Below are 24,228 nucleotides of genomic sequence, written 5' to 3' on the forward strand. Positions count from 1 at the left end.
AATGGGAGCTTTAAAATTTATAGAATTTGTAGTTTGTGGCTAAGAACGAAGCGCGCTATCATCTGACACACTATGCTATTAAGGTCTTGTAAATTTTAAAATTTTATGAGCGAGTAATTTCGGCTCTAAAATTTGAGCTAAGCGATCAATGAAGACAAAATTTAGTAGTCAATTCTCATGAGTGAATGGAATTTTAAAATCTATAAAGTGAAAAAGAATTAGATCGCGGACTAAGCCGCAATCCATTATAAATAAACTGGGATATTTGTGTGTTCTAAGAAAAATCTTGAAGTGCCACCAAGCACCATTTCCATAAGACCATTTTCACCATATCTGCTAGCAACGATTAGATCAGCGTTTCTATCAATAGCTGCTTTTAAAAGTGCTTCGCCAGGTATCATCGTAGTAGCGATCACTTCAAAAGTGGCTGATATGCCATGAATTTTGAAGTACTCTTCAAGCTTTTTAAGATTTAGTTCAGCATTATCGCCAAGACTTGCTTTTGAGGTAATGCACTGAACCTTTTTTGCCTTTTTTAAAAGATCGATCGAGCCTGTTAATGCCCTTGAGCTTTGTGTCGTGCCAGTCCAGCTAACAAGGATATTATCAGCTTTAAACTCACGCATTTTTCTAGGGATTACAATCGCATTTTTACCGCTTTTTAAAACAGCTGACTCAAATGTTCCAGTGATCTTTCCATCAAGTGGCACAGCAGCCACCACTAGATCGCAAAATTTACTCTCTTGCTCCACTATCGCGCTTCTTTTGCCACTGTGAATAGTAAAATTTGCGGTGCAAACATCTTCAATGATTTCACTAGTTACTTTTATGCCAAGCTCAGCACAAATTTTATTAAAAATTTTCTCATTCTCTTCATGCTCGACAGCTAGTTCAGATTTAGCTGATTTTAGAAATTCTTCAAAAAGCACTCCTCCACGAAGCGTCATTTTCATATTATAAACTACACTTGGATCAAGCTGACAAGTCATAATTTCCATATGTGTGTTAAACCACTGAGCAACCTTTAGGGCACCATAAATTCTTGGCTCGATATCGTCTCCAGCTCCTATTGGAAAAAGCAACTTTTTGTATTTCATCATCTGTCCTTTAAAATTTATTCAACCAAAGAGAGCGAAATTTTATTTCCTTTTTGCTCGCTCACACACACTTTGACCTGATCGCCTACATTTAATGGAGTTTTTATCTTTGAGATATGAAGCAAGCCATCAATGCCATCTTTTAGCTCGATAAATACACCAAAATCAACCACACTCTTTACGGTTCCTAAAAACTCATCACCGATATTAAAATTTGGTTTTGAACGCTCTTTGTCGTGTTTAAACGGCTTTTTGCCAAATGAACGTCCATTGTCTTTTGAAGTGATAGAGATGATGTAATCTTTTGCAGCATCGACATTTTTCTTTGCACCACCTGCGATTTTCACCTCGCCTTTTTCTCTATCAAGATCGATTGAAACTTCAAATTTCTCAATGATCTCTTTTATGGTCTTGCCAGCTTGTCCGATGATATCTACGATCTTGCTTGGATCGACACTAAATAATTCAAGCTTTGGAAGCACATCTTCATTTATTTCTATATTTTTATCCGCTTCTGCCATCAAAGATAAGATATGCTCTCTACCACGTTTTGCTTGATAAAGTGCCTCTTTTAGCACTTCTAAACTAATGCCACCAAGCTTAATATCCATCTGAAGTGCCGTGATACCATCGCTTGTGCCCGCTACTTTAAAGTCCATATCGCCGTCATGATCTTCAAGTCCCATGATATCTGTTAGCACTGCATGCTTATCGCCTTCAAATATTAATCCCATAGCGACACCTGCGACAAGTTTTAAAGTATTTACGCCAGCTGCTCTAAGTGCGAGCGAGCCACCGCAAACGCTAGCCATCGAGCTTGAGCCATTACTCTCTAAAATTTCTGAAACAACTCTTATTGTGTATGGTGAAGCTAGATCGATACTTGGCGCAAGGGCACGTTTGGCTAAATTTCCATGTCCAAGCTCGCGTCTACCAGGAGCTTTTAGTGGGCTTGCCTCACCTACGCTAAAGCCTGGGAAGTTGTAGTTAAACATAAATTTCTCTACAAAAGGTACTTTTTCAGTGAGGATGTCATACATTTGAGCGTCGCTATCAGTGCCAAGAGTAGTGACAACTAGAGCCTGTGTCTGCCCTCTTGTAAAGAGGCATGAGCCATGTGCATTTGGAAGCACATTTGTTTCGATACTAATAGGCCTAACCTCTTCAAGACCGCGTCCATCGGCCCTTACGCCCTCGTTTATGATCTGTTCTCTTACGATTTTCTTTTTATATTTGCCAAGGACATTTGTGATGACAGACTCGTCCCAGCCCTCTTTTTGAGCGACCTCATCGCTTGAAATTTGTTTTGCGATCTTGCTAAGTTCGCTTGCGCGCTCGCTTTTTGCCATTTGATTGATAGCATTTTTGACTTCAGCTTTATAAAATTTATCGATGTAAATAGCGATATTTTCATTTTCTATCTCAGGTTTTAGCTCAAGCGCAGCGTCCTCTTTCTTATGCTCTTTGAAAGCTTCTTCGTAGGCACTGCTAGCTCTTAATATCGCCTTACCAGCAAAATCAATCGCTTCAACCATCATATCTTCGCTAAATTCATTCATTAGCTGTTTTTGAGCCATGCTGTCACTTAAGCTCGGATCTATCATCGGCTCAATCGCAACCATTGGAATGAGCTGCGTAGTTTGTTGAGGCAAGCTTCTCATCTCGATCATCAAAAGCTCGTCTTTTGTGCCAGCCACGTATAGATCTATCGCACTTTGTTTTAGTTCAGAGTTGCTTGGGTTGATCACAAATTTTTCATCTATGTAGCCAACTCTCACGCCACAAACTGGGCGATTTACCGGAATATCACTAAGATATAGTGCAACTGAGGCTGCATTTAGACTTACGACTTGCAAATCAACCTCAGGATCAGCTGATAGCACCATTACAACGATTTGAGTTGGATATGCGTAACCTTTTGGAAAAAGTGGTCTAAGAGATCTATCGATGATGCGAGCTGTTAGCGTTTCAAAGTCGCCTGGCTTTGTCTCGCGCTTAACGTAACCGCCAGGAATTTTACCAGCGGCGTAAGCTTTTTCGATATACTGCACCGTTAGAGGTAAAAAATCCTCCTCAACTTGCGTGTCCTCTCTTGCAACAGTTGCTAAAACGACGGTATTTTTCACCCTTAAAAGCACTGCTCCGCTAGCTTGTTTTGCTACTTTATTAAGGTCAAAAATTTCAACCTGATTATTGACTTCTATACTATATTGCATTATTTTTATCTCCTTGTTGTTTTTGTAACGGCAAATAATAAGGGCTCTCTTCTAATATTGACATGATACGCTCACTCGTAGCTTCGATCTTTTTCTCGTAATACGAATCCACATCGATAAAATCAACGATCTTGTTTATCGTGTAAATTTCATCAACCATATCATTTAAATTTGTAAAGACATCAGTAGCAATCACTGGCGTTGCGTATGAGATGGATTTTACCTTCACATCAAGCAACGTCTTTATGCAAATGAGTGCCGTCATACCAGTCTCGCACCCCTCATCGATTAGTAAAATATTTTTATCTTTTAGCTCTCCTATCAAATTTCCTTTTCGGTATTTATAAACGTTTTTTAAAATTTTCTCTTCATATTTTCTATGTGCTTCGCCGTAAATATAGTCATAGCTTATATTAAAAGCCTTTATAAGTTTATCATTTAATACTATATCTTCTGTCTCGCTAACTATTGCAACGTCGCATTCGCTATTATTTGGCGCAGGTATTGGCTCGCTAAAGAGCATCTCGTAGCTTAAATTTAAGCTTCTACAAACTGCATCTGTGAGTATAACTGACTCAAGCGACATACAAACAACTATCGTCTTTTTATCTACAAGCTCTTTTTTTGGCAAAATTTCAATTAGCTTGCTAGCTGCTTCTAATTGATCCTTAAATTTAGCCGTTATCATTTAGTTGGCACTCGATTTTGTACTACTTTGTGAAAAGTCATAGTGCAAACCGCCCATTGGATAGAAATTTATCGTAAAATAGATACCATTTTTTCTAGTTGATGCTGAGCCGTTTATTGTTGTTGTTGGCTCGACATCTTGTTGATAAATTATCCCGTAATTCCAGCATTTTCTTTGATGAAGCACACCAACTCTCCAGCTTTTTGTGTAGCTTCGCTCAATATCATATTGCCAGCCGCCAATAAGGCTGTATTGATGAGGTAATTTTACTCCAAGACCACTTGTAAAATAGCTATCTTTTGTCGCACTATTTTTTATTTTGCTATCATTTTTCTTCATGGTGTGAAGCATATTTAGCCAGAATAGATCATTTGTGTATGAAAGTCCGCTTTGTATCTTTTTAAGCTCTTTGCTCTTGTGTGAATACTCAAGCTTATTATAAAGGCTTAAATTTTCAAATGGATATAGATAGATAGCATTTTTTAAATTCGAATATTCATCTTCTTTTGTGTAATATCCTTGAGAAATACTATGTTTTATAATCTTTCTACCATTAGAGTTAAAGAAATACTGCGTCAAATAACCAGAAATTTCTTCTTTGCTCTGCCCTTGAGCCAAGAAATTTTCATACTCATTTAAATTTTTATCATAGATAAACTCATCATCTAAATTTCCTTTTCTATAGCCTGGCAGTAGGTATTCAGCTCCAAAATTTAGAGTGTGATAAAAGCTTTCATACGCTTTTGCAAGGTCAGTGTGAAGGGCAAATTTATGGTAATTATTTACAAAATTTGTATGCTTATCTTCTCTTTTATCATCAAATGAATTTATCTTATTCTCGTAATTTATTCTTGATGCGTATAGATACTCGTAAAATGAAAATGTTAAGCTATCATCAAGCAGTGGCACATGCACTGAAGCTGGGAGCGTAAATTCATACTGAGTCGCTCTAACGCCTATCTTTCTATCATATCTATGTGACTGAAGATCGAGCGAGTATAAGATATTTGGCAAGACAATATCATCTGTAAATTTATGATACTGAAGCGACGGAAGCTCTTGAAGCGTGTCTTTGTTCTCATTTTTTGAGCCAATTTTTTCAGTATCTATGTAGTATTTTGCATAAGCACCAAAATAATGATCGTCGTTTGCGATGAAGTAGTTAAATTTAGAAGTTACAAGCGAATCATAATCATCATCCCTGCCCTTTAAATTTAAATAATCTATATCATTTAGCTTCGTTGCGTCTATCCAAATTCCCTCTTGTAAATCCGCTTCACTAAGGTATCTTATAAGCTTATCTCTTTCGTATTTTAGTCCAATGCCTTTATGTGTTTTATTTTTTAGTTCGGCCTTATTTGAAGTCTCTCCTTTTTGCTTGGCTTGGTAGCTGTTTTTATCAGTAAATGAGCCAAAGCTGATTTCGCCCCTTGAATCAGGCGACTCAGTAAATCTAAACGCACCATAAATTCCAGCACCTCTGTTTGTTCTTATCTGAGGATCAAGCTCAAAGTCCCACCCATTATAAGGTGCAAAATAAATCGGCTGTTTGTAATAAAAACCTTCAGATTTTCCGTATCCAAGCTCAGGTGGCAAAAGACCTGTTCTTCTTGTGGTATCTGTTGAAAAACCAAAATATGGCAAATAAAAAACTGGCACATTAGCTATACGAAAGACTGGGTTAAAAAGGTGCAAAAATTTGCTTTGTTTATTTAGCATAGCTGAGCTTGAAGTGATACTCCAGTCAGGATCTTGGACATTACAGCTTGAAACCATCGCTTTTTTTACTCTATAGTACTCACTGTCAGAGCTGCTCTCATCGCTTCTCATCCACACTTCCATGTCTTTATTCATCATAAAAAGCGATTCAAAAGCAGTGTCATTATTTTTTAAATTTAGCTTTGCATAGTTTGAGCGAGAGACTTCACTCTTGCCCTTCATCATATTGACATTTCCAAAAAGCTCTATAATCGAATTATTTTGATCATAAACTGCACAATCAGCTGTCACAAGGTAATCTTGTGAATATACAACGACGTTTTTGTTTGCTGTTACGATGCCTTTATCTTGCTTTACATCATCAGCCAGAAGCTGCACATCTTGCACAGCTGCACTTAGATTTAAAATACAAATCGGAACTAAAAATAAAATTTTACGCATTTATCACCACTGTTTTTGCTATTTTGTCTTGCCAAGTTTGCCTAGCTGGATTTGCAAAAGCCCATGCAAAACCAAGATAAAAACAAGCTTCACTAACTAACCTAAAAATCGCTCTTACTAGGCTTGAAATAAAATTTGGTCTATCTAAAATTTCTACATTAATGCACATCGTCTTTGTTAGCATTTGCCCAAGACTCGCGCCATAATACCAAACAAAAAATGTATGATAAATAATCTTTAGTGCGACTATTTGCCAAAAGAAATTTAAAGTCAAATTTCTGGCTTCATCATAGCTCATAACCGACAAAAAGGCATCCCAGTAAATGATCAAAAACAAAAAAGAAACAATACATTCATCAATTGAGTAAGCTAGCACTCTTTTTGAAAATGGCGCTAGCGAAATTTCTTCTTTTTCAAGTTTTTCAACTATCTGCATACTCATTTTAATGCCTGCCAGGCAATATCTTTTCTATAATGTGCTCCGTCAAATTTTACATTTTCGCAAAGCTCATAAGCTCTATCACGTGCCTCTTTTATACTCTTCGCAGTAGCCACGCAGACTAATACTCTGCCACCATCTGCATAAATTTCTCCATCTTGCTCACTAACACCAGCATAAGCGATGTAGGCATCTTTTGCATCATTTAAAACTGAAATTTTAGCTTTTGGACTACTTTTATACGGATAGTCCTTACTAGCCATCACAACACCAACTGCAAATTCATCTTTTAAACTAATAGGCTTTAGCTCGCCCTTTGCGGCATTTAGTAAAATTTCGCTTAAATTTCCGTCAATTAATGGCATCAAGACCTCGCATTCAGGATCGCCAAATCTCACGTTAAACTCAAGCACATAAGGCTCATTTTTCACGATCATTAGCCCCACAAAAAGCACTCCACAAAACGGACTGCCCTCGTTTTTCATCCCTTTTAAAGTTGGCTTTACAACCTCTTCTTCGACTCTTTTTATCAGCTCTTTTGAAGCAAGCGGACTTGGAGCATAAGCACCCATGCCGCCAGTATTTGGACCTTCATCATTATCAAGTAATCTTTTGTGGTCTTGTGCCACTGGCAAACTTACAAAATTTTCGCCGTCGCAAATAGCAAAAAAACTTAGCTCAAAGCCGTCCAAAAACTCTTCAACTACCACAAATTTACCAGCATCACCAAAGCTAGCTCCACTTAGCATGTCACTAACTGCCTCTTTGGCCTCCTCTTTAGAGTTTGCGATTATAACGCCTTTTCCAGCACAAAGACCATCTGCCTTTACGACCATCGGCGCGCTTAAGGTATCAATAAATTTAAATGCTTTTTCTTTATCATCTGTGTTTAAATATCTTGCGGTTTTTATGTTATTTCTAGCTAAAAAGTCTTTCATATAGGCCTTGCTGGCTTCAAGTCTAGCAGCTGCCTTGTTTGGTCCAAAGATGAGCAAACCCTCTTTTTTAAAGATATCCACTACGCCTTCGCTAAGAGGTGCTTCAGGTCCCACGATAGTTAGCTCGATACTATTTTTTTTAGCAAATTCAGCTAGTTTATGAAAGTCTTTTATATTTAAATTCTCGCCAAGGCGTGAGGTCGCACCATTTCCCGGCGCAAAGTATAAATTTATATTTTTTTCGTTTTTTAGTTTTAGAGCAATGGCGTATTCGCGGCCGCCACTTCCTATTATGAGAATATTCATTTCATCTCCGTAAATTTAAAAACCCGAGTGGGCGTCGCATAGAAGAGTGGCCCATAAACAAAGCCAATCTTGCAAATAGATGGATACCAAACGGTTGCAACTTCTCGCCTTTTCAGACTCAAACGAAGCCACATCACAAGGCACCCATACCTTTTCGCTAACAAAAAAGTGTTGGACCCCGTAAAATGCTGACTCGCTTCACTCAGGCAATAAAATTATATAAATTCTTTGCTTAAAGTAATGTTTTGGCAAGCGCGATACAGGCGTTTATATCTTGACTTTGGCTTACTATTGGCTCGGTAAATTTTAGCTCTTTTGCAGTGACCTTTCCAATGCTTATCGCTTGATAGCTCTCATCCCAGCCAAAATTACTAAGAAAATTTTTGACATTTAGCGGAGAAGCAAAGATCAAGATACTATTTTTTGGTGGTTTTAGCTCCATTTTGCAAGGATTTAAGACATTTTCATAGGCGACAATCGCTTTTATATTTACTCCGCCATTTTGCAAAATTTCTAAGAAATTTGAAGCACTATCTTTACCCTTTAGATAAAGAACATTTTTACCTTTTAAAAGTGGCAAAATTTCTCTTGCAAAGTCGTCTCCGTGAGCGTTCTTTCCGGTATAAATTTCGCTAAATCCAAACTCTCTTGCGGCCGACGCACAACTATTTGCAATGGCAAAGACTGGCAAATTTATAGGCGAAATGCCATTAAATTTTAATGCATTAAAAGCATTTTTAGAAGTGGCTACCAGCACATCATAGTCGCTTAAATTTAATTCAAATTTTAAAAACTCGATCTTGCTAACACTTAAATTTACAACGCTCTCATCAGTCGTTTTTGTATTTGAAATAAGATAAATTTTACGCAACTCTTTTTAACCTTAAAAAAGACATCAAAGCAAGTAATGTGCAGGATAAAATAACAATAGAAGTCGAATAAAATATATCGCCAAGCCCAACTAGCGGAGAAACGACGCCGCCTAAGAAAAATGGGCAAAATCCAAGTATCGCTGAGGCTGAGCCCGCGTATTCTCTGCCTTCGTTCATAGCTAGCGATGAAGCAGTTGGCAAGACAAATCCTGTAAAAAGAAGTAATAAGAAAAATGCGATAATGACGCCGATCACTTCAAATTTAAAGCAAAGCATGAAAGCAATAAAAATGCTAGCAAATAAGGTGCCAAAAAGCCCGGTTTTAAGTGCTTTTCTCTCATTTAAAAGACTAGCAAGCCTTGCTCCTATAACAAGTCCTAAACCATTTGAAGCAAAACAAAAGCTATAGCTTACTGGACTTAGAGAATAAAATTCTTGAAAGATAAACGAAGATGACGCTATATAGGCAAACATTGCGCCCATCGCAAATGTCTGAATGCTTACGAAAAGCATAAATTTTTTCTTTCTTAAAATTTTGCCAAAAACACTATAAGTCACTAGCAAAGGCATTTTTAAGCGATTTGACTGACTCAAGCTCTCTTTGAAATAAAAATTTGCGATAAAAAGCAAAATACCAATGATAGTTAGCGCCATAAAGATGCCGCGCCAGTCGGTAAATTTAAGTAGCAAGCTGCCACCAATTGGTGAAAGTATCGGGGCTAGACCATTTACGACCATCATAAGGCTAAAAAATTTAGTCATTTCATGGCCCTTATAAAGATCACTAACAACAGCCCTTGAAATAACCAAACTACCGGCACTTGCAAGCCCTTGAATAATTCTCATAAAGATAAAAAACTGGATATTTTGCGCAAAAAATATAAAAATCGTACTTATCGTATAGACGATGAGCGAGATGGTAAGGGGCAGTTTTCGGCCAAATTTATCACTTATTGGGCCAACTATGAGCTGACCTATGGCTAAGCCTGCCATCGATGTCGTGATCGTTAATTGCGTAGCTGTGACACTTGTTTTAAACCACTCGGTAATAGCCGGAAGTGCTGGCAAATAAAGATCTGTAACAAATGGTCCAAATGCAGAGAGGGCACCTAAAAATAGCAATAAAAATAGCTTGGAATTTTCTTTTTTCATAGTTTTTCTTTAAATTTTAAAAGAGATTATATTATGACTTTGCTTTTTGGGTTATTAAGGGTAAATTTAACGTGATATATAAAATATAAAAGCCCTAAAGATAGGGCTTGGTATTACATTTTGTCTTTAGTGACGATTAAGAGCATTTTAAATTTATCTTTTATCTTTAATCCGTGTGGTATTTTGCCTGGAAGCACGATGGTATCGCCTTTTTTGATATCAAAATGTTCATCACCAATAGTTAGCTTCATCTCGCCATCAAGTGCGATAAGTAGTGCATCGCCTGGAGCTGCGTGAGTTGAGAGCTCTTGGTCTGTGTCAAAACTAAGTAATGACATTGAGCCGTTTTCGTTCTTTACAAGCGTTTTGCTCACGATTTTGCCTTTTTCGTATTCGACTGCATCAACTAAGCTAAAAATAGCTGCCTTAGGTAAATGATCTATCATTAAATCCTCCTTAAAATCAATTGAAATATATTTCGTTGGTTCGTTAAAAACTAGCTTGCGCCACACTTTTTTCTCTATCAGGCAAGCTTGCTCATTGCCTATATGCATCTGCTTTTCGCCGTAGTATAGGCTAGCACCGCCTTCTACAACCCATGCGAGGCTATCGCAAAACAGCATCTCATGATCTAGCTCCTCGCCAGTATCAAAAGCAAATACATCGACATGAGCGTTCTCGCAATCAAAAATTCTCTTACTAACGACGCTTTTTGCGACGACTTTCGTATCGGCGTTTAGATTGTAAATTTTACTCATTTTTCTTCCTTTCGTAAATTTTACACGTCATTGTAGTGAAAATTTTCGAACGATTTGTTGATAAGGATTATCTATTTTTGAAAAGCCAATAATAAAAAAACAAATCATAATTTCTTTAGTATGTCAACTTCATAACTACTTAAATCTATTTTTTCAAAATTCTTTTTCACATATTCAATAATATTGTTATTGGGCATATCTTTAAACTTTTTTAACGTGGAGGCGGGAACTCCAAAATCTAAAAGTATACTTAACTTATTATCCACCCCTTCATGTTCCAGAATAGAAATAAATGCAGAATAATTAGCGGCTTGTTTGCCATTGAGATAATTTACAATACTTTCTAATACACTAAGCCTTTTAGGTATTTCGAATTTGGCTTGATTTCTGATAAAACCAAATACTTTTGAAACCGATAAGTTAATGATACTTTCTTCATTCTTACCTCGATTGGCATCTAGCGTACGCTGATACTTAATCTCATTACTTATAATAGAGTGCAAATTTTCACTCCGGATTATTTGATGGCATTTTTGAGCTAAGAATTTATAACTATCTCCTTTATTGCCTTCCAATAAATGATCTACTATGCATAATGTACGAGATAATGTTTTATAAGTAGGAATTGGTGCATCCCAGCTCAATTGATTCAATATCTTTTTTCTACCCTTTAAGCAATTATAAAGGTGCTTTTGCTTTTCAATACTATAATAGTTCGATTTAAAAATTTGCAATAAATCTGCAGGTAAATCTTTAATTAATTCTTCATATATTCTTCTCTTTTGGTCTTTTATATCTTCATTATTTAGATTAATTAAAATTTCACTCTGCAGACTATCATCTTGAGTAACTATGGGAACATCTATATTTTCCATCTCTTGCCTTGGAGGATCATCAAAACAATATACTTTTCCAGTATAGTATTTCATCATTCTTCCAGCACGCCCCTTGATATTATTAAAATCAAAATAAGTCAGCTTGCTTGTGCCTTTGCGCATATCATATATGATAATGTTTTTTGCGACAGTGTTTACACCCTCTATTAATGAGGTAGTTGCAAATAATATATTTATTTTATTGTTATTAAAATAGTCGAGTTGAGCATTAACAATATGTCTAGGATATTGACCGTTATGTAAACCTATACCTTTTTGTAAGTATTTTTTTAAATTCCATTTTACGGAAACGTTTTCATCAATCCATTCAAAAATTGGGAAAGTATTTTCTGTGCCTTTTTTATTATCTCTAATAAATTCATTTGACAATTCTTCTGCTTGAGTAGGGGATTTAACATAAACTATAGTAGGCTCACTTAAACTATTTAATAGCTCAAACAGCTTCATTTTCCTTTCTTCCTTGGAACTACAGCTTATTTTTTCCAATTCTTGTCTTACTAATGAATACTCCGTTTTAAAGAAATTTAGACTATATTTTTTAATAAAATCATTATCAACGCTATCTATCGATGGAGTCAATAATATTAATTGCGGATTTCTAAACATTACTTTGTAAAATGCAATGTTTAATTGGCTGACTCTATCGTCGTGTTTATGGTTTGATATTTTATAAAATTCATCAACTATAAATAAATCTATATTGTTAATTTTGGGTAAAATATCTAAAACTCGCTCACTGGTTAAAATAAACAAGTTGTTTGTTTCATTTATATCCTGGCTTGTATTAACCACGATATTATAAAAATCTTGATAATTTTGGAGTTTTTTTCTAGTTTCATCAATTAGTGCCAATGTCGGCTGAATAATTAATATATTGCTATATTTTTTTCTTGCTACAAATTCTTGTATTAGTAAGCTTTTACCAAAACTAGTAGGTGCGGAGATAAGTAAATTTTGTCTATTTGAGATTTTTTCCTCTAATACCTTCTGCCAGTAGTGAAACGCTACTCTATTATTTTCAAAATCGTTTATAAATTTAGATTTGTGGTACTCGCACCTAACTAATGCAGCAGTATTAAGCAATTCATTTTTATCTTTTAAATATGGATAAAAACCAAAACTTTCAATTAAATCAATAAAAACAGGTCTTATATTTTCATTAACGTACTTCCAGTTTTCTAAGACCAAGATCAGGCTATCCATATCTTCATTGTCCGAAATTTCTTTGGCTATTTTAAAACTCTTATTTAAATCTGACAAATCTAAAATTTCAAACATTAATTCTGCTCTTTTTTTAATTTTTCGTGTAGCTGCTTTACTAGCCTAAATTTACTTTCTACTGGAAATAAAAATAAATTTATTTTAAGTCTATCTTTATTGCCAAAATCTTTAATTTTTTGATCAAATTTTTTTCTAGTATCTTTTGCAAATTTCTCCAATATATCTTTAAAATCGTTATGCGTATTTCCTGAATCATTAAATTTAAAATTGTCTAAAATTTTACTATCAAATAGTGCAAAAAAGCAAGCATTTATATTTGATAGTCTTTGTATAAAAGTACTAGATTTAATTAATTCTCTTATTTCATCACTCACTTCTTTATCGTCATAATAATCACTTAATCTATTATTGATGATTGCAAATTCAGAATCAAAAAAATTAACATTAAAATGCTCAAATAAATCATTAGCCAGATCCTGTAATGCATTTGATAGGCTTTTATAAAATTTACTCTCACCTATCCAGAGTTCATTCTTCTCTTTGTCATAATGAACCGCATCAAAACCATGAACCATTCCGCTTGGACTATCTTTAAAATATATTTTGGATATAAGTTGTGGTTTATTAAATTGTCTTTCCAGTAAATAATATAGTATAAGCTCTCCAAATTCGCCACGCTTTAAATATCTATCTTCTACATCCTTATCTGCCGATATGAAATATTCGTTAGCTTCTTTAATCTCTTTAACTTTATAAAGCAAATCCATACCGTCCCTAGTAGCTTTTCTAGGACCAAATTCCGATGAAATCTCTAAAGCTCTTTTTTTACCGAGTGCAAAGAATGGAATTTCATTAAAAATTTCCTCATTCCACTCATCTATTTTTTGATATACCCATCCTTCATCGTTTATATCAAAAATGATATGAAAGCAATACGTTCGAATACTTTCATACTCATACTTATTTGTTAGATAGTTCAAAATTTAAGCCTGACCAAATTTCACTCCCACTCAATAGTTGCAGGCGGTTTGCTCGAGATGTCGTAAACTACGCGGTTTATGCCGTTTACCTCGTTTATAATGCGTCGGCTTACATTTTCAAGTAAATCATAAGGGAGTCTTGAGAAGCTTGCAGTCATGCCATCGCTCGCATCGACCACACGCACGCAAACAGCGTTTTCATAAGTGCGGTTATCCCCCATAACACCAACAGAATTTACATTTAAAAGTACGCAGAATGCCTGCCAAGTTTTGTTATACCAGCCAGTACTCTTTAGCTCATCGCGCAAGATCACATCAGCTTTTCGAAGTAGTTCTAAACTTGGTTTATTTACCTCACCCATGATGCGAATAGCAAGGCCCGGTCCTGGGAAAGGATGACGGAAGACTAGATCACGGCTTAGTCCAAGCTCAAGTCCTAGCTTTCTAACCTCGTCTTTAAAAATTTCTCTTAGCGGCTCTATTAGCTCAAATGTCATCCAATCAGGCAAACCTCCAACGTTGTGGTGGCTCTTTATCGTCTTGCTTGAGCCAACTACGGAGCTTTCGATGATATCAGTATAAAGAGTGCCTTGAGCTAGAAATTTCACATCACCATGCTTTTTAGCCTCTTGCTCAAAAATTTCTATAAATGTCTCGCCTATAATCTTACGTTTTTTCTCAGGATCAACCACACCAGCTAAGCGTCCAAGAAAGGTCTCACTCGCGTCTATGCTAACTAGCTCAACACCAAGCTTTGTTCTAAAAGTAGCCTCAACCTGTTCTCTTTCATTTGTTCTAAGAAGTCCGTTATCTACAAAAACAAGGATCAAATTTTCAGGTACAGCAGCTGCTAAAAGTGCCGCAGTCACGGAGCTATCCACACCACCACTAACTGCACAAAGTACCTTGTGAGTGCCTACTGTTTTTCTTATCTCTTCTATCTTATTTTTAGCGAAGCTTCCCATGTTCCATGTACTCTCGCAGCCGCAGATATATTTAGCGAAATTCTTTAGAATTTGCGTGCCGTATTCGCTGTGTTGTACCTCTGCGTGGAACTGTATCGCATAAAATTTACGTTTATCATCGCCAAAAGCACAATAAGGTGAATTCTCACTAACAGCGATCACTTCAAAGCCCTCTGGCAAGTCCTTTACATAGTCGCTATGACTCATCCATACGATTTGTTTTGAAGGTGTATCTTTAAATAGCTCATGCTCTTTAATAACGTTAAGCTCGGCCTTGCCATACTCTTTTTGATCAGCCGCTAAAACCTCAGCCCCATGTGTGTGAGCAAGTAGCTGCATGCCGTAGCAAACGCCAAGTATAGGGATGTTTAACTCAAAGACGCCGTTATCGCAAAAATAAGCATCTTTAGCATAAACACTAGCTGGACCGCCACTTAAAATGATACCTTTTGGCTCTTTCGCCTTTATCTCACTAAGCTTTGCATTAAATGGCAAAATTTCAGTGTAGACGCCCTCTTCTCTTAGCCTTCTAGCTATTAGCTGAGTGTATTGCGAACCAAAATCCAAAACTATAATCGTATTGTTCATTTATAACCTTTTAAAAATAGATATGAAAAATTTCAAACTGCACATACCAAACAATGATCGATACGATATATCCTAGAACCACCATCCAAGCGTATTTCATATGTGCACCAAAGGTATAAATTCCTTTTAATTTACCCATTACTCCAACACCAGCTGCTGAACCAAAGCTGATCATCGAACCACCGATACCAGCAGTTAGTGTCACTAATAGCCACTGACTCATTGCCTCGCCTGCATCAGCTCCCATTGCTGGATTTGCTTTTAAGACAGCTGACATAACAGGGACGTTATCAACGATCGCTGAAAGGAAGCCAACGCCAATATTTACAGCAGTTGAGCCAAATTTATCATAAAGTGATACAGCGTAATTTAAAAATCCAGCAAAATGAAGAGCACCAACCGCAGCTAAAATTCCAAAGAAGAAAAATAGTGTGTTGTTTTCGATCTTTGACATATAGTGAAATACATGCATTGGCTCTTCATTTTTGTGAGCTTTTTTGAAATAGTATGTATAAAGACTAAGTAGCGAGAAGCCAAACATCATGCCCCACATCGCTGGCAAGTGGAAAAGCTGATGCATCATAACAGCACAAAAGATAGTAAATGCGCCTATAAAGATAACCGCTTTACCGCCCTTTTTCATAACCACTTTTGGCTCGTTTGCTACGTCAAAATGCGGTGCGGTACTTGGCACCACGCGAGAAAGTAAAAATGCCGTTACAAACCAACCTATGATAGATGCTGGGAAAAGTGCGAAAAAATCGACAAACGGCGCTTTTCCAGCAGCCCAAGCCATAAGCGTAGTGATATCGCCAAATGGACTCCATGCTCCACCTGCATTTGCTGCAACGACGATGTTTATCGCACCAGCTACTAGGAAATTTGTATTATTTCTATCTATTGTTAGAAGAACGGTTGAAAGAATAAGCGCTGTTGTTAGGTTATCAGCTACTGGGCTTATGAAAAATGCCAAAATACCAGTTAGCCAAAACAGCTTTCTATAAGTATAGCCTTTTGATACGAGATTATATTTAAGTGCATTAAATACGTCTCTTTCTATAAGTGCTTCGATAAAAGTCATCGCCACCATCAAGAAAAATACGATCTGAGCGATCTCTAAAATCAGGTGATTTACCTCATGTTCAAGCGAATGCACATCCATGCCATTTATAAGCATATAAACGCCGATAAGTAGGAACATAAACGTACCGATAAATATAGCAGGTTTTGCCTTATCGATATGGAAATTTTCTTCTGCTGCTATGAAAAAATATCCAACAACAAAAATTATAAGCGATAAAATTCCTACCCATGTAGTAGTTAAGTCAATAGCTGCGGTTTCTCCATCAGCACCAAAAGCCATCGCGAAAAACAAGCCTAGAAGTCCGAAAAACCTCATTATACTCTCCTTGTAAAATAAAAAATCTTGGTATATTACTTAAATGAGCCTAAAAATTAGGTTAGTTAAAATTATTAAGCTTACATTACATTTTTATTTAAATACGAAAATTTTACTAGATTTTGTTTATCTTGTCAGTTTTCTTTTCTTTTACGGGAGCGTCTCCATAAAATGGATCATCTTTATAGCCACAACCGCTAAATGCAAAAAGAGTAAAAATTAAAATAAAAGATGATAAGATAAGCCCATGAAAAACGCTAAATTTTTGATAAATACTATTCACGAAAATCCTTTGTATAAAGAAAAATTAAGCATGGCAAATGAGTGCCAACAGCTTTTAGAGCTTATGGGGAAAGCAAAACGATTTTATATAGCTTTTTGCTACGTTAGAGAAGGTGTTTTGACCTTTGTTCTTACTCATCCCACTGGGCTTTTAGAGCTTAGGCGTGATAGTAGTATAAATGATATAAAAAGGTTATTAAAAACCTTTTGCAAATTTAATAAAAATAGCGTTTTTAACAGCATTCTTACTCCAAAACCTATTAACGAAATCAATTATGCAAAAAACAAGAAAGAAGAAAATATAAGATTTGTCGTGAGCAAGTTTTTAAAATTTTTCACACCACAACCTACGCAAAGGTCAAATTTCATAATACCAGCAAGCAAGGGTGAGTTTAAAAATTTAGCAAAAGACGAGCAAATACACCAAAAATTTGAAGAGCTAAGAGAAATTTTGCTCAAGAAAAATGAGCAGGCAAGATGCTAATAGACGAGATTAGAACACTTCCAAACGAGCCTGGCGTATATCAGTATTTTGACGCGCAAAATAGACTCTTATATGTCGGCAAGGCCAAAATTTTAAAAAATAGGGTCAAAAGCTACTTTAAATTTACCCCAAGCCTAGCTCCGGCTGAAAAACTAAGCCCAAGAATTTCTAAGATGATAAGCGAGGCTGTGCATCTTGAATACATCGTCACTCCAAGCGAAGCAGACGCGCTCATACTTGAAAATTCTTTCATCAAGCAGCTTAAGCCAAAATACAACATCTTGCTTCGTGACGACAAGACCTACCCTTATATTTTTATAAATTTAAATGATGATTTTCCAAGATTTGAGATCACTAGAAAAGTGGTAAAAGGCTCTAATATCCGCTATTTTGGGCCATATTTTAGTGGAGCTAGCGAGCTACTTGAGGCACTTTATCTAAATTTTAATCTTGTTCAGAAAAAATCCTGCATTAAAGGCAAAAAAGCCTGCCTTTTTTATCAGCTAAAACGCTGCTATGCCCCGTGTGAAGGCAAAATTTCAAAAGAGAGCTACGCTAAGATCGTAAGTGAGGCTATCATGGCCTTACAAAATCCAAATTTACTTATAACTCGCCTTGAAGAGCTCATGCTAAACTACGCCAAGGCCGAAGACTACGAGCAAGCAGCCGTAACTAGAGATAAGATACAAACACTTAAAAATATGCAAACAAAGGTTGAAGTTGATCTTGCTAAACTTGAGGACTTTGAGGCCTACTCGGTCGCTTGCGTGCACGATATGATCTGTGCGGTGAGATTTAGCGTGCAAAGTGGCAAGATAACTGGCGTAAAAACTGACATCACGCAGGCCAAAAACGCCCAAAAAGACGAGATAAACGAAGCTTATAAGCAGGCTATTTTAAAAAGCTTCATAGCTGGTCAGCCTATAATTAGCACCAAAATTTATGTGCATGAGAGTTTTGAAGATAGCGAGCTGGTGGAGGAAATTTTAAACGAGAGATTTGGGCGTAAATTTAGCATCACTTGCCCTAAAATTGGCGATAAGCGTAAAATTTGTGAGATCGCTACAAAAAACGCTGAAGTTAGCATCGAAAAATATCTAAAAACGCACGATAACGTGCTATTAAACGAGATAAAAGAGTACTTTGACCTAGCTCACACGCCTTACGTGGTCGAGGCTTACGACAACTCACACCTTTTTGGCGAGGCAAGTGTCGGAGCGATGGTGCGCTACGAGCATGGCGAGTGGGCAAAGCAAAACTACCGCCACATGCACTTAAACTCCAAAAACGACTACGATCAGATGAAAGAGAGTTTGACAGCCAGAGCGCTTAGATTTGACAAGCTTAGCCCGCCTGATCTTTGGGTGATTGACGGGGGCGAAGTGCTTTTAAACTTAGCCTGTGAAATTTTAGCAAGCAGTGGCGCAAACGTAGATGTGATAGCCATTTCAAAAGAGAAGATCGATGCCAAAGCTCACCGTGCAAAAGGCGAGGCGAAAGATAAAATTTACACAAAAAATGGCAGCTTTAGCCTAAGCACGAGCGATAAAAAGCTTCAGTTTTTCCAAAAAATGCGTGACGAAAGCCATAGATTTGTCATCAGCTTTCACAGAAAAACAAGGCAGAAAAATGATATGCAAAGATCAATTCTAAAGCAAGCTGGCGTATCTAAAGGAAGTATCGCGAAATTAATCAGCTTTTACGGAAGTTTTGATAAAATCAACGAAGCGAATTTAGACGAAGTGGCAAAAATAACAAATAAAAGCGTAGCAGAAAAGCTTGCAGTACTCAAAGAAGGAAATTTGAAGTGATAATATATGATGAAAATTTAAAAATATCTGCGATAACGCAAGATTCACTTGAGCTATTAGGTTTTGATAGTTTAGATGACTTTTTGTTGCGATACAAAGATATAAGCGAGCTAGTCATAACAAGCCAGGAAAGTACAAACTACAGCTTCTTAGAATTTTTACAAAATACGAAAGATAATAGCGCTAGAGTAAATTTAAAAAGAAAAGATGGTGGCGCGATCTTACTAGAAGCGAGATTGCAAAATGCCATTTTAAAAAATGGTGAGAAATTTTTTATCGTGCTTTTAGAGAAGCAAGACATAATAAACAACCAAAATCTAATAGCAGCGGTAAAAGTAAAACCTACATTAAGACTACCTGTTTTTAAACTAAACGCATGGTATCTTTTTGATACACAGACACAATCACTTATCGATGATTCTTGGTTTGAAACATCGCTTAAAATACTAAATTTAAATAAAAAAGATTTTGCATCCTATTTAAATATATTTTTGCACAACGCAAGAGAAATTCTTATCCAGATCCAATCAGCCATAATCGCAAAAGACGAGATAATGCTCAAAAAATACGTAGATGAGATAAGAGAAGCTGCATTAAATTTAAAGCTTAATAACCTTGCAAATGAGCTTAACGCTTTTTTAGATAACAATCAAAATGGAAAAATGAAAGAGATGTCTCTTTTTACCAAAAGACTAATTGAGATAGAAAATATCGTCAAAAAATATAGCAAAAAGAGTATCCATGAAAAATAATAAATTTTATATATTGTTAGCGCCAATAATAATTTCAGCGATCTTTTGCGCATATAGTGGAAATGAAAGCTATAAAAAATTTACAGATCTAAAAGATCTAAATGAAAAACTATATAAACAATCCTTAGTATTTCAAACTATAAAATCCGTAATACAAGAGCACGATACACTAATAGGCAAAAGCCAAGAAGATATAAAAAAGTTGCAGGATAACACTTTAAAAAATACACAAAAATTTATAAATTCTATAAGAAAAGACGATCGCACTGAGATACGAAATGTAAATAAATTAAAAGAATTGCTAGCAAATCTCAACCAAAATGATAAATTTGATGAACTATTTTACGAATTTTTCCAAAATATAAATGGAGAAATAGATAGCGATTTTAAACAGGACTTAGACCGAGACTTTCCGCTTATAATAAAAGCTTATGCCGTAACTTTAAGTAAAATTTACAATCAACTCTCTTTAGCAAACAACACTAAATACTACGTAAAAAATATCTTCATAAATGGCCCTTTGTTTTCAATAAACAATAATGTGAGAGAAAATATATATTCCGTAAAGGACAACACACCAAATCTTGATATGCTTCCAAAAAGTGAGCTAAAAGAGAATATTTACAAAGACTTTAACCAGTTTGAAGCCAACTATCAAGCTAGAAAAATAAGAGAAGTTAAAGCCAAGATCGCATTTTCTGAAAAGCTAAATATCGAAGATATCATCTTAATAAAACAGTATGAAGATGATAAATTTATACTTTTATTAGACAGTGCAATAAACATAAAAAATGAGCTGTTAGAACTTACTAAGAGCGAGAAAATAAGCTTTGGCATAAAGACCTTTTTTGAGTTTTTGCTTTGTGGCTTGCTCATTTTATCTTTGCTTAGTATTTCTGCTAGGTTGAAATTTTTAAAGGTGCTTATCGATAAGTCAAAATACATATCAAACTATATCCTATCATCAAAAGAGACAAGTGCGGATAATACGATATCAAAGCTCATAAAAACTTATGAAGATCTAAAAGAAACCTATATAAAAGATAGCAGCTTTTTTCAGATAAAAGATAGATATATTTTATCAGTGAGCAAGAAGCTAGAGTCTATTAATAAAGAAATTTTTACATCGACTGTGGCTTTAAAAATAGAAACGAATAATAGCAAAAAGCAAGTATTTATAGACACGATAGAAAAAAATGCAAATATCATGACTTCGCTTTATAACAATGCTAAAAATATCTCAAATGTTAAAAAATATAGCGAATGCAATAAAACTGAGATATTTGATCCTCAAAAAAGCTTTGAAGAAATTTTACAAGCAAATATCGTCTATTCGCAAAGCAAAAAGATAAATTTTATAAGCTATCTTGATCCAAGCCTTACAAATGAACTAGAAGGAAATCTAAATTCATTAAAAACCGCATTTAACTCTATCTTTTTGGCATCTTTATCAATGTCTTTAAGACATCAAAATATTATCATCGCTATCAAAAAAGTTCAAAAAGAGTTTGATAGAAGTGGACTTTGTTCTGTAAGCTTTAGCATAAAAAATAGCTCAGCTGCCATGAGCGAAAAGCAAATTTCAGATATATTTTCAGATGATGAGAATAGCTTAAATAATGATGAAAGCGAGTTTTATCTAAAAATCGCTCAAATTTATTTAAAAAATTTAGAAAGCAAGCTGGAGATTAACTCGTTTCCAAGTATTGGCAACGAGTTTAAATTTGTAGTCATTTTTAAAACAACATCAAACTATAAAGACTTTGATATAAAATGCAATCATAAATTAGCATTCTTGCAAGATGTAAATATCGCTTACAACGAAGCTTTTGAGCAGACTATAAAAGACCTTGGGCTCAAAGTGGATATGCTAACAAGCACTAGCCCATCTATTACAAAAAATTATGATGCTATATTTTTAAGAAACACCAATAAGCAAGGTCAGGATGTTAAAAATCCGCTCATTTTTAAAGATCCGCTAACTCCGTTAAGCATTACAAGGCTACTTTGCTTAGGCGAAGCTAATATTATAAATAAAAATTTAAACGATAAACCAAAATTTTTAATCTGCGATACTAACGAAATTTACATAGATATAACAGCAAGTGGTTTTAGTAAATTTAACTGTGAAGTTGTTGGAGTTTGCAATAAAAAAGATCTAAAACAAGCCATAAAGCAAGGTGATTTTGACCTTATATTTGTTGGCTCAAAATTTTTCGAAGCTGAAAAAAATAGCCTTCAAAAAAATCTTGATCTTATAAAAGCAGCCATACAAAATGCAAAAATTCCAATTATACTAATGCTTTCAAATACTTCAAATATAGATGGAGAGAGTGTCAAAGAATACTTCAATGCCTATATAAAAACGCCAATAAATAGCGACGAACTGGCTCAAATTTTTAGAAAATTTTTACCAAATTTTGGTGAGATTGCAATAGATGAAAGCTATCTAGCAAAAAGCGAAAATATTATTTTATTTAAGAAATCGCCAATGGAAAATAAAATATTTAGCTCAGCTTTAGGAGAATTTTACAACACACTTGAAACCACAAATAGCTTTGATGAGCTACTAACAAAAATAAAAACCAAAACTTACGGTATCGTTCTTATAGATGAAAACGTAAAAGGCTTCAACTATGAAGAGCTAACAAGAGTTGTTGATAAGATAAGACAAAGCCAAAAGGTTGATACAAGAGTGCTGATATTTGGCACACAAGAAATAAGTAAATTTCCTTTTGTAAAAGTGCTAGCTAAAAATATCACAAAAGCAGAGCTTTCAGCTACAGTAAGAGAGCAAATCGATTCTATGGGCACTAGTTACGCTAAAAGCTCTTATGAATTTATTAAGTTTAACGCTTAAAACTCTTTTGCGTTATTTTTAAATACATTTAGCACACTTGCTCGTTTATGGCAAATTTCGGCGTATTCTCTTTCGCTCTTTGAGTCATAAACTATACCAGCTCCAGCCCCCAAAAATACATCACTAAAGCCATTTTCACTTGGCACAAATATGGCTGATCGAATAAGAATAGCAACCTGAGCATCGCCATTAAAATGTAAAAATCCAATGCCGCCGCCATAGATATTTCGCTCAGAAATTTCAAGCTCATTGATTATCTGCATAGCTCTTATTTTTGGGGCTCCGCTTAGTGTGCCAGCCGGAAAAATGCTAGCCAAGACGTCAAAAAGATCAAGTCCTTTAGCACACTTGCCATAGACATCACTTACAATATGAATTACTTTTTCATATTTTTGGATATGCATAGCATTTTTTACAGCTACGCTTTTTGGTTCTGAAACCCTGCCGATGTCATTTCTGGCAAGATCGATTAGCATCTTGTGTTCAGCCAGCTCTTTTTCGTCACTTAAAAGCTCACTTTCAAGTGCTGCATCTACATTTGCGTCACTTCCTCTAGGCCTTGTGCCCGCAATTGGTGCCACAAAAATTTGCTCACTTTTCATCTCAAAAACAAGCTCTGGCGAAGAGCCAACCACATCGCCGTAAGGTGTAGGAAAATGAAACATATATGGGCTTGGATTTGTAAGTGAGAGCTTTTTATAAAAGTCTAGACTACTCATATTCGTTGAAATTTCAAGCAATTCACCAAGCACCACCTGAAAGACATCGCCACTTCTTATATACTCTTTTGCTAATTCAACCATATCCTCAAAGTGTTTCTTTTCTTTACCAAGATCAGTTCTTATACTAAATTTACTCTGCTCTTTACTTTTGCATTCAACTTTCGCATCAAGCAAAAAGTCATAATATCTATTCTTATCTCCATAAAATGTATAAATTTTACTCATCTTGTCAAAGTGCAGATAGGCCTTTGCATCGGCATAGATAAATTTTGGAAATTCATACTTTTTAGCTTTCTCATCACCGATATACTCAAAGTATCTCACGCCGTCATATGCAAAAACACCAAAAAGTCCCGCAAATGGAGCTAATGATTTATTACGATTTGTATCAAAATAACTTCTAAGCCCATAAAAATCCATATCCTTTTCATCGATGTATTCGCAATCAATGCCTATAATCGTTTGCGTCTTATCCTCAGCTAGGTAGCTATTTTTAAATTTTTCTTTAATCACTTCATAATAAAACAATGGTTGTTCTAAGAGCATTTTTTTCCTTTAAATTTTTGATGATTATAAAAAAAGTTCGCTTTTAGTTTTTAAAATTTTTATCAAATTTCTAAATTTATGCCCAAATTTCACCTT

Annotated in this window: 19 protein-coding genes; 4 read left to right on the top strand and 15 right to left on the bottom strand. The window is 35.4% G+C overall.

Annotation, left to right across the window (positions count from 1 at the left end; all coding sequences use genetic code 11):
• Positions 1-245: 245 nt before the first annotated feature.
• The 14 genes from MTT30_RS05810 to MTT30_RS05875 form a co-directional block, all read right to left on the bottom strand.
• Positions 246-1,097: a universal stress protein gene (locus MTT30_RS05810; RefSeq protein ID WP_021091781.1), complete on the bottom strand. Its 852-nt coding sequence runs from the start codon at positions 1,095-1,097 to the stop codon at positions 246-248.
• A gap of 17 nt (positions 1,098-1,114) precedes the next feature.
• Complete coding sequence (locus MTT30_RS05815; protein WP_107776377.1) at positions 1,115-3,313, bottom strand: polyribonucleotide nucleotidyltransferase; 2,199 nt, start codon at positions 3,311-3,313, stop codon at positions 1,115-1,117.
• Complete coding sequence (locus MTT30_RS05820) at positions 3,303-4,001, bottom strand: hypothetical protein (protein WP_021091548.1); 699 nt, start codon at positions 3,999-4,001, stop codon at positions 3,303-3,305. Before MTT30_RS05820 ends, MTT30_RS05815 begins: the two co-directional genes overlap by 11 nt.
• Positions 4,002-6,161: an LPS-assembly protein LptD gene (locus tag MTT30_RS05825; RefSeq protein WP_429801304.1), complete on the bottom strand. Its 2,160-nt coding sequence runs from the start codon at positions 6,159-6,161 to the stop codon at positions 4,002-4,004. It abuts the gene before it with no gap.
• Positions 6,154-6,603 (bottom strand): RDD family protein, encoded by a 450-nt coding sequence (locus tag MTT30_RS05830; RefSeq protein ID WP_054197002.1) that lies wholly within the window; start codon positions 6,601-6,603, stop codon positions 6,154-6,156. The genes MTT30_RS05825 and MTT30_RS05830 overlap by 8 nt, the downstream gene beginning before the upstream one ends.
• Positions 6,600-7,844 carry a phosphoribosylamine--glycine ligase gene (gene purD, locus MTT30_RS05835; RefSeq protein ID WP_429801305.1) on the bottom strand — a complete coding sequence of 415 codons (1,245 nt, stop codon included), beginning with the start codon at positions 7,842-7,844 and terminating at the stop codon, positions 6,600-6,602. The genes MTT30_RS05830 and purD overlap by 4 nt, the downstream gene beginning before the upstream one ends.
• Positions 7,845-8,076: 232 nt before the next feature.
• Positions 8,077-8,715 carry a uroporphyrinogen-III synthase gene (locus MTT30_RS05840; protein WP_429801306.1) on the bottom strand — a complete coding sequence of 213 codons (639 nt, stop codon included), beginning with the start codon at positions 8,713-8,715 and terminating at the stop codon, positions 8,077-8,079.
• Positions 8,708-9,868 (bottom strand): multidrug effflux MFS transporter, encoded by a 1,161-nt coding sequence (locus MTT30_RS05845; protein ID WP_429801307.1) that lies wholly within the window; start codon positions 9,866-9,868, stop codon positions 8,708-8,710. Before MTT30_RS05845 ends, MTT30_RS05840 begins: the two co-directional genes overlap by 8 nt.
• 113 nt (positions 9,869-9,981) lie before the next feature.
• The gene (locus MTT30_RS05850) at positions 9,982-10,626 is read right to left on the bottom strand and encodes a cupin domain-containing protein (protein ID WP_103560414.1); all 645 of its coding nucleotides are present in this window, start codon (positions 10,624-10,626) and stop codon (positions 9,982-9,984) included.
• Positions 10,627-10,730: 104 nt separating this feature from the next.
• Positions 10,731-12,800, bottom strand: a complete 2,070-nt coding sequence (locus MTT30_RS05855) for a DEAD/DEAH box helicase (protein ID WP_429801308.1) — start codon at positions 12,798-12,800, stop codon at positions 10,731-10,733.
• Positions 12,800-13,723, bottom strand: coding sequence for a HamA C-terminal domain-containing protein (locus MTT30_RS05860; RefSeq protein WP_429801309.1), 924 nt, complete (start codon positions 13,721-13,723; stop codon positions 12,800-12,802). Before MTT30_RS05860 ends, MTT30_RS05855 begins: the two co-directional genes overlap by 1 nt.
• A gap of 20 nt (positions 13,724-13,743) precedes the next feature.
• Positions 13,744-15,276, bottom strand: coding sequence for a glutamine-hydrolyzing GMP synthase (guaA, locus tag MTT30_RS05865; RefSeq protein WP_103580499.1), 1,533 nt, complete (start codon positions 15,274-15,276; stop codon positions 13,744-13,746).
• 10 nt (positions 15,277-15,286) lie between these two features.
• A complete protein-coding gene (gene nhaD / locus MTT30_RS05870; protein ID WP_429801310.1) occupies positions 15,287-16,675 on the bottom strand; it encodes a sodium:proton antiporter NhaD in 1,389 nt (462 codons plus the stop codon).
• A gap of 115 nt (positions 16,676-16,790) precedes the next feature.
• Positions 16,791-16,958 (bottom strand): hypothetical protein, encoded by a 168-nt coding sequence (locus tag MTT30_RS05875; RefSeq protein ID WP_180371745.1) that lies wholly within the window; start codon positions 16,956-16,958, stop codon positions 16,791-16,793.
• Positions 16,959-16,988: 30 nt separating this feature from the next.
• On the opposite strand from MTT30_RS05875, the gene MTT30_RS05880 reads away from it, so the two are divergent.
• The 4 genes from MTT30_RS05880 to MTT30_RS05895 are packed head-to-tail and all read left to right on the top strand — an operon-like array spanning position 16,989 to position 22,864.
• Positions 16,989-17,441, top strand: coding sequence for a hypothetical protein (locus MTT30_RS05880; RefSeq protein ID WP_429801311.1), 453 nt, complete (start codon positions 16,989-16,991; stop codon positions 17,439-17,441).
• Complete coding sequence (gene uvrC / locus MTT30_RS05885; protein ID WP_429801312.1) at positions 17,435-19,252, top strand: excinuclease ABC subunit UvrC; 1,818 nt, start codon at positions 17,435-17,437, stop codon at positions 19,250-19,252. The genes MTT30_RS05880 and uvrC overlap by 7 nt, the downstream gene beginning before the upstream one ends.
• Positions 19,249-20,004: a hypothetical protein gene (locus tag MTT30_RS05890; RefSeq protein ID WP_087586232.1), complete on the top strand. Its 756-nt coding sequence runs from the start codon at positions 19,249-19,251 to the stop codon at positions 20,002-20,004. Before uvrC ends, MTT30_RS05890 begins: the two co-directional genes overlap by 4 nt.
• The gene (locus MTT30_RS05895; RefSeq protein ID WP_429801313.1) at positions 19,994-22,864 is read left to right on the top strand and encodes a hypothetical protein; all 2,871 of its coding nucleotides are present in this window, start codon (positions 19,994-19,996) and stop codon (positions 22,862-22,864) included. The genes MTT30_RS05890 and MTT30_RS05895 overlap by 11 nt, the downstream gene beginning before the upstream one ends.
• Here the strand turns inward: MTT30_RS05895 and MTT30_RS05900 are convergent.
• Complete coding sequence (locus MTT30_RS05900; protein ID WP_429801314.1) at positions 22,861-24,132, bottom strand: anthranilate synthase component I family protein; 1,272 nt, start codon at positions 24,130-24,132, stop codon at positions 22,861-22,863. The genes MTT30_RS05895 and MTT30_RS05900 overlap by 4 nt on opposite strands.
• Positions 24,133-24,228 lie beyond the last annotated feature (96 nt).

It is taken from the genome of Campylobacter concisus, from assembly GCF_050447445.1.
GTDB lineage: Bacteria > Campylobacterota > Campylobacteria > Campylobacterales > Campylobacteraceae > Campylobacter_A > Campylobacter_A concisus_BI.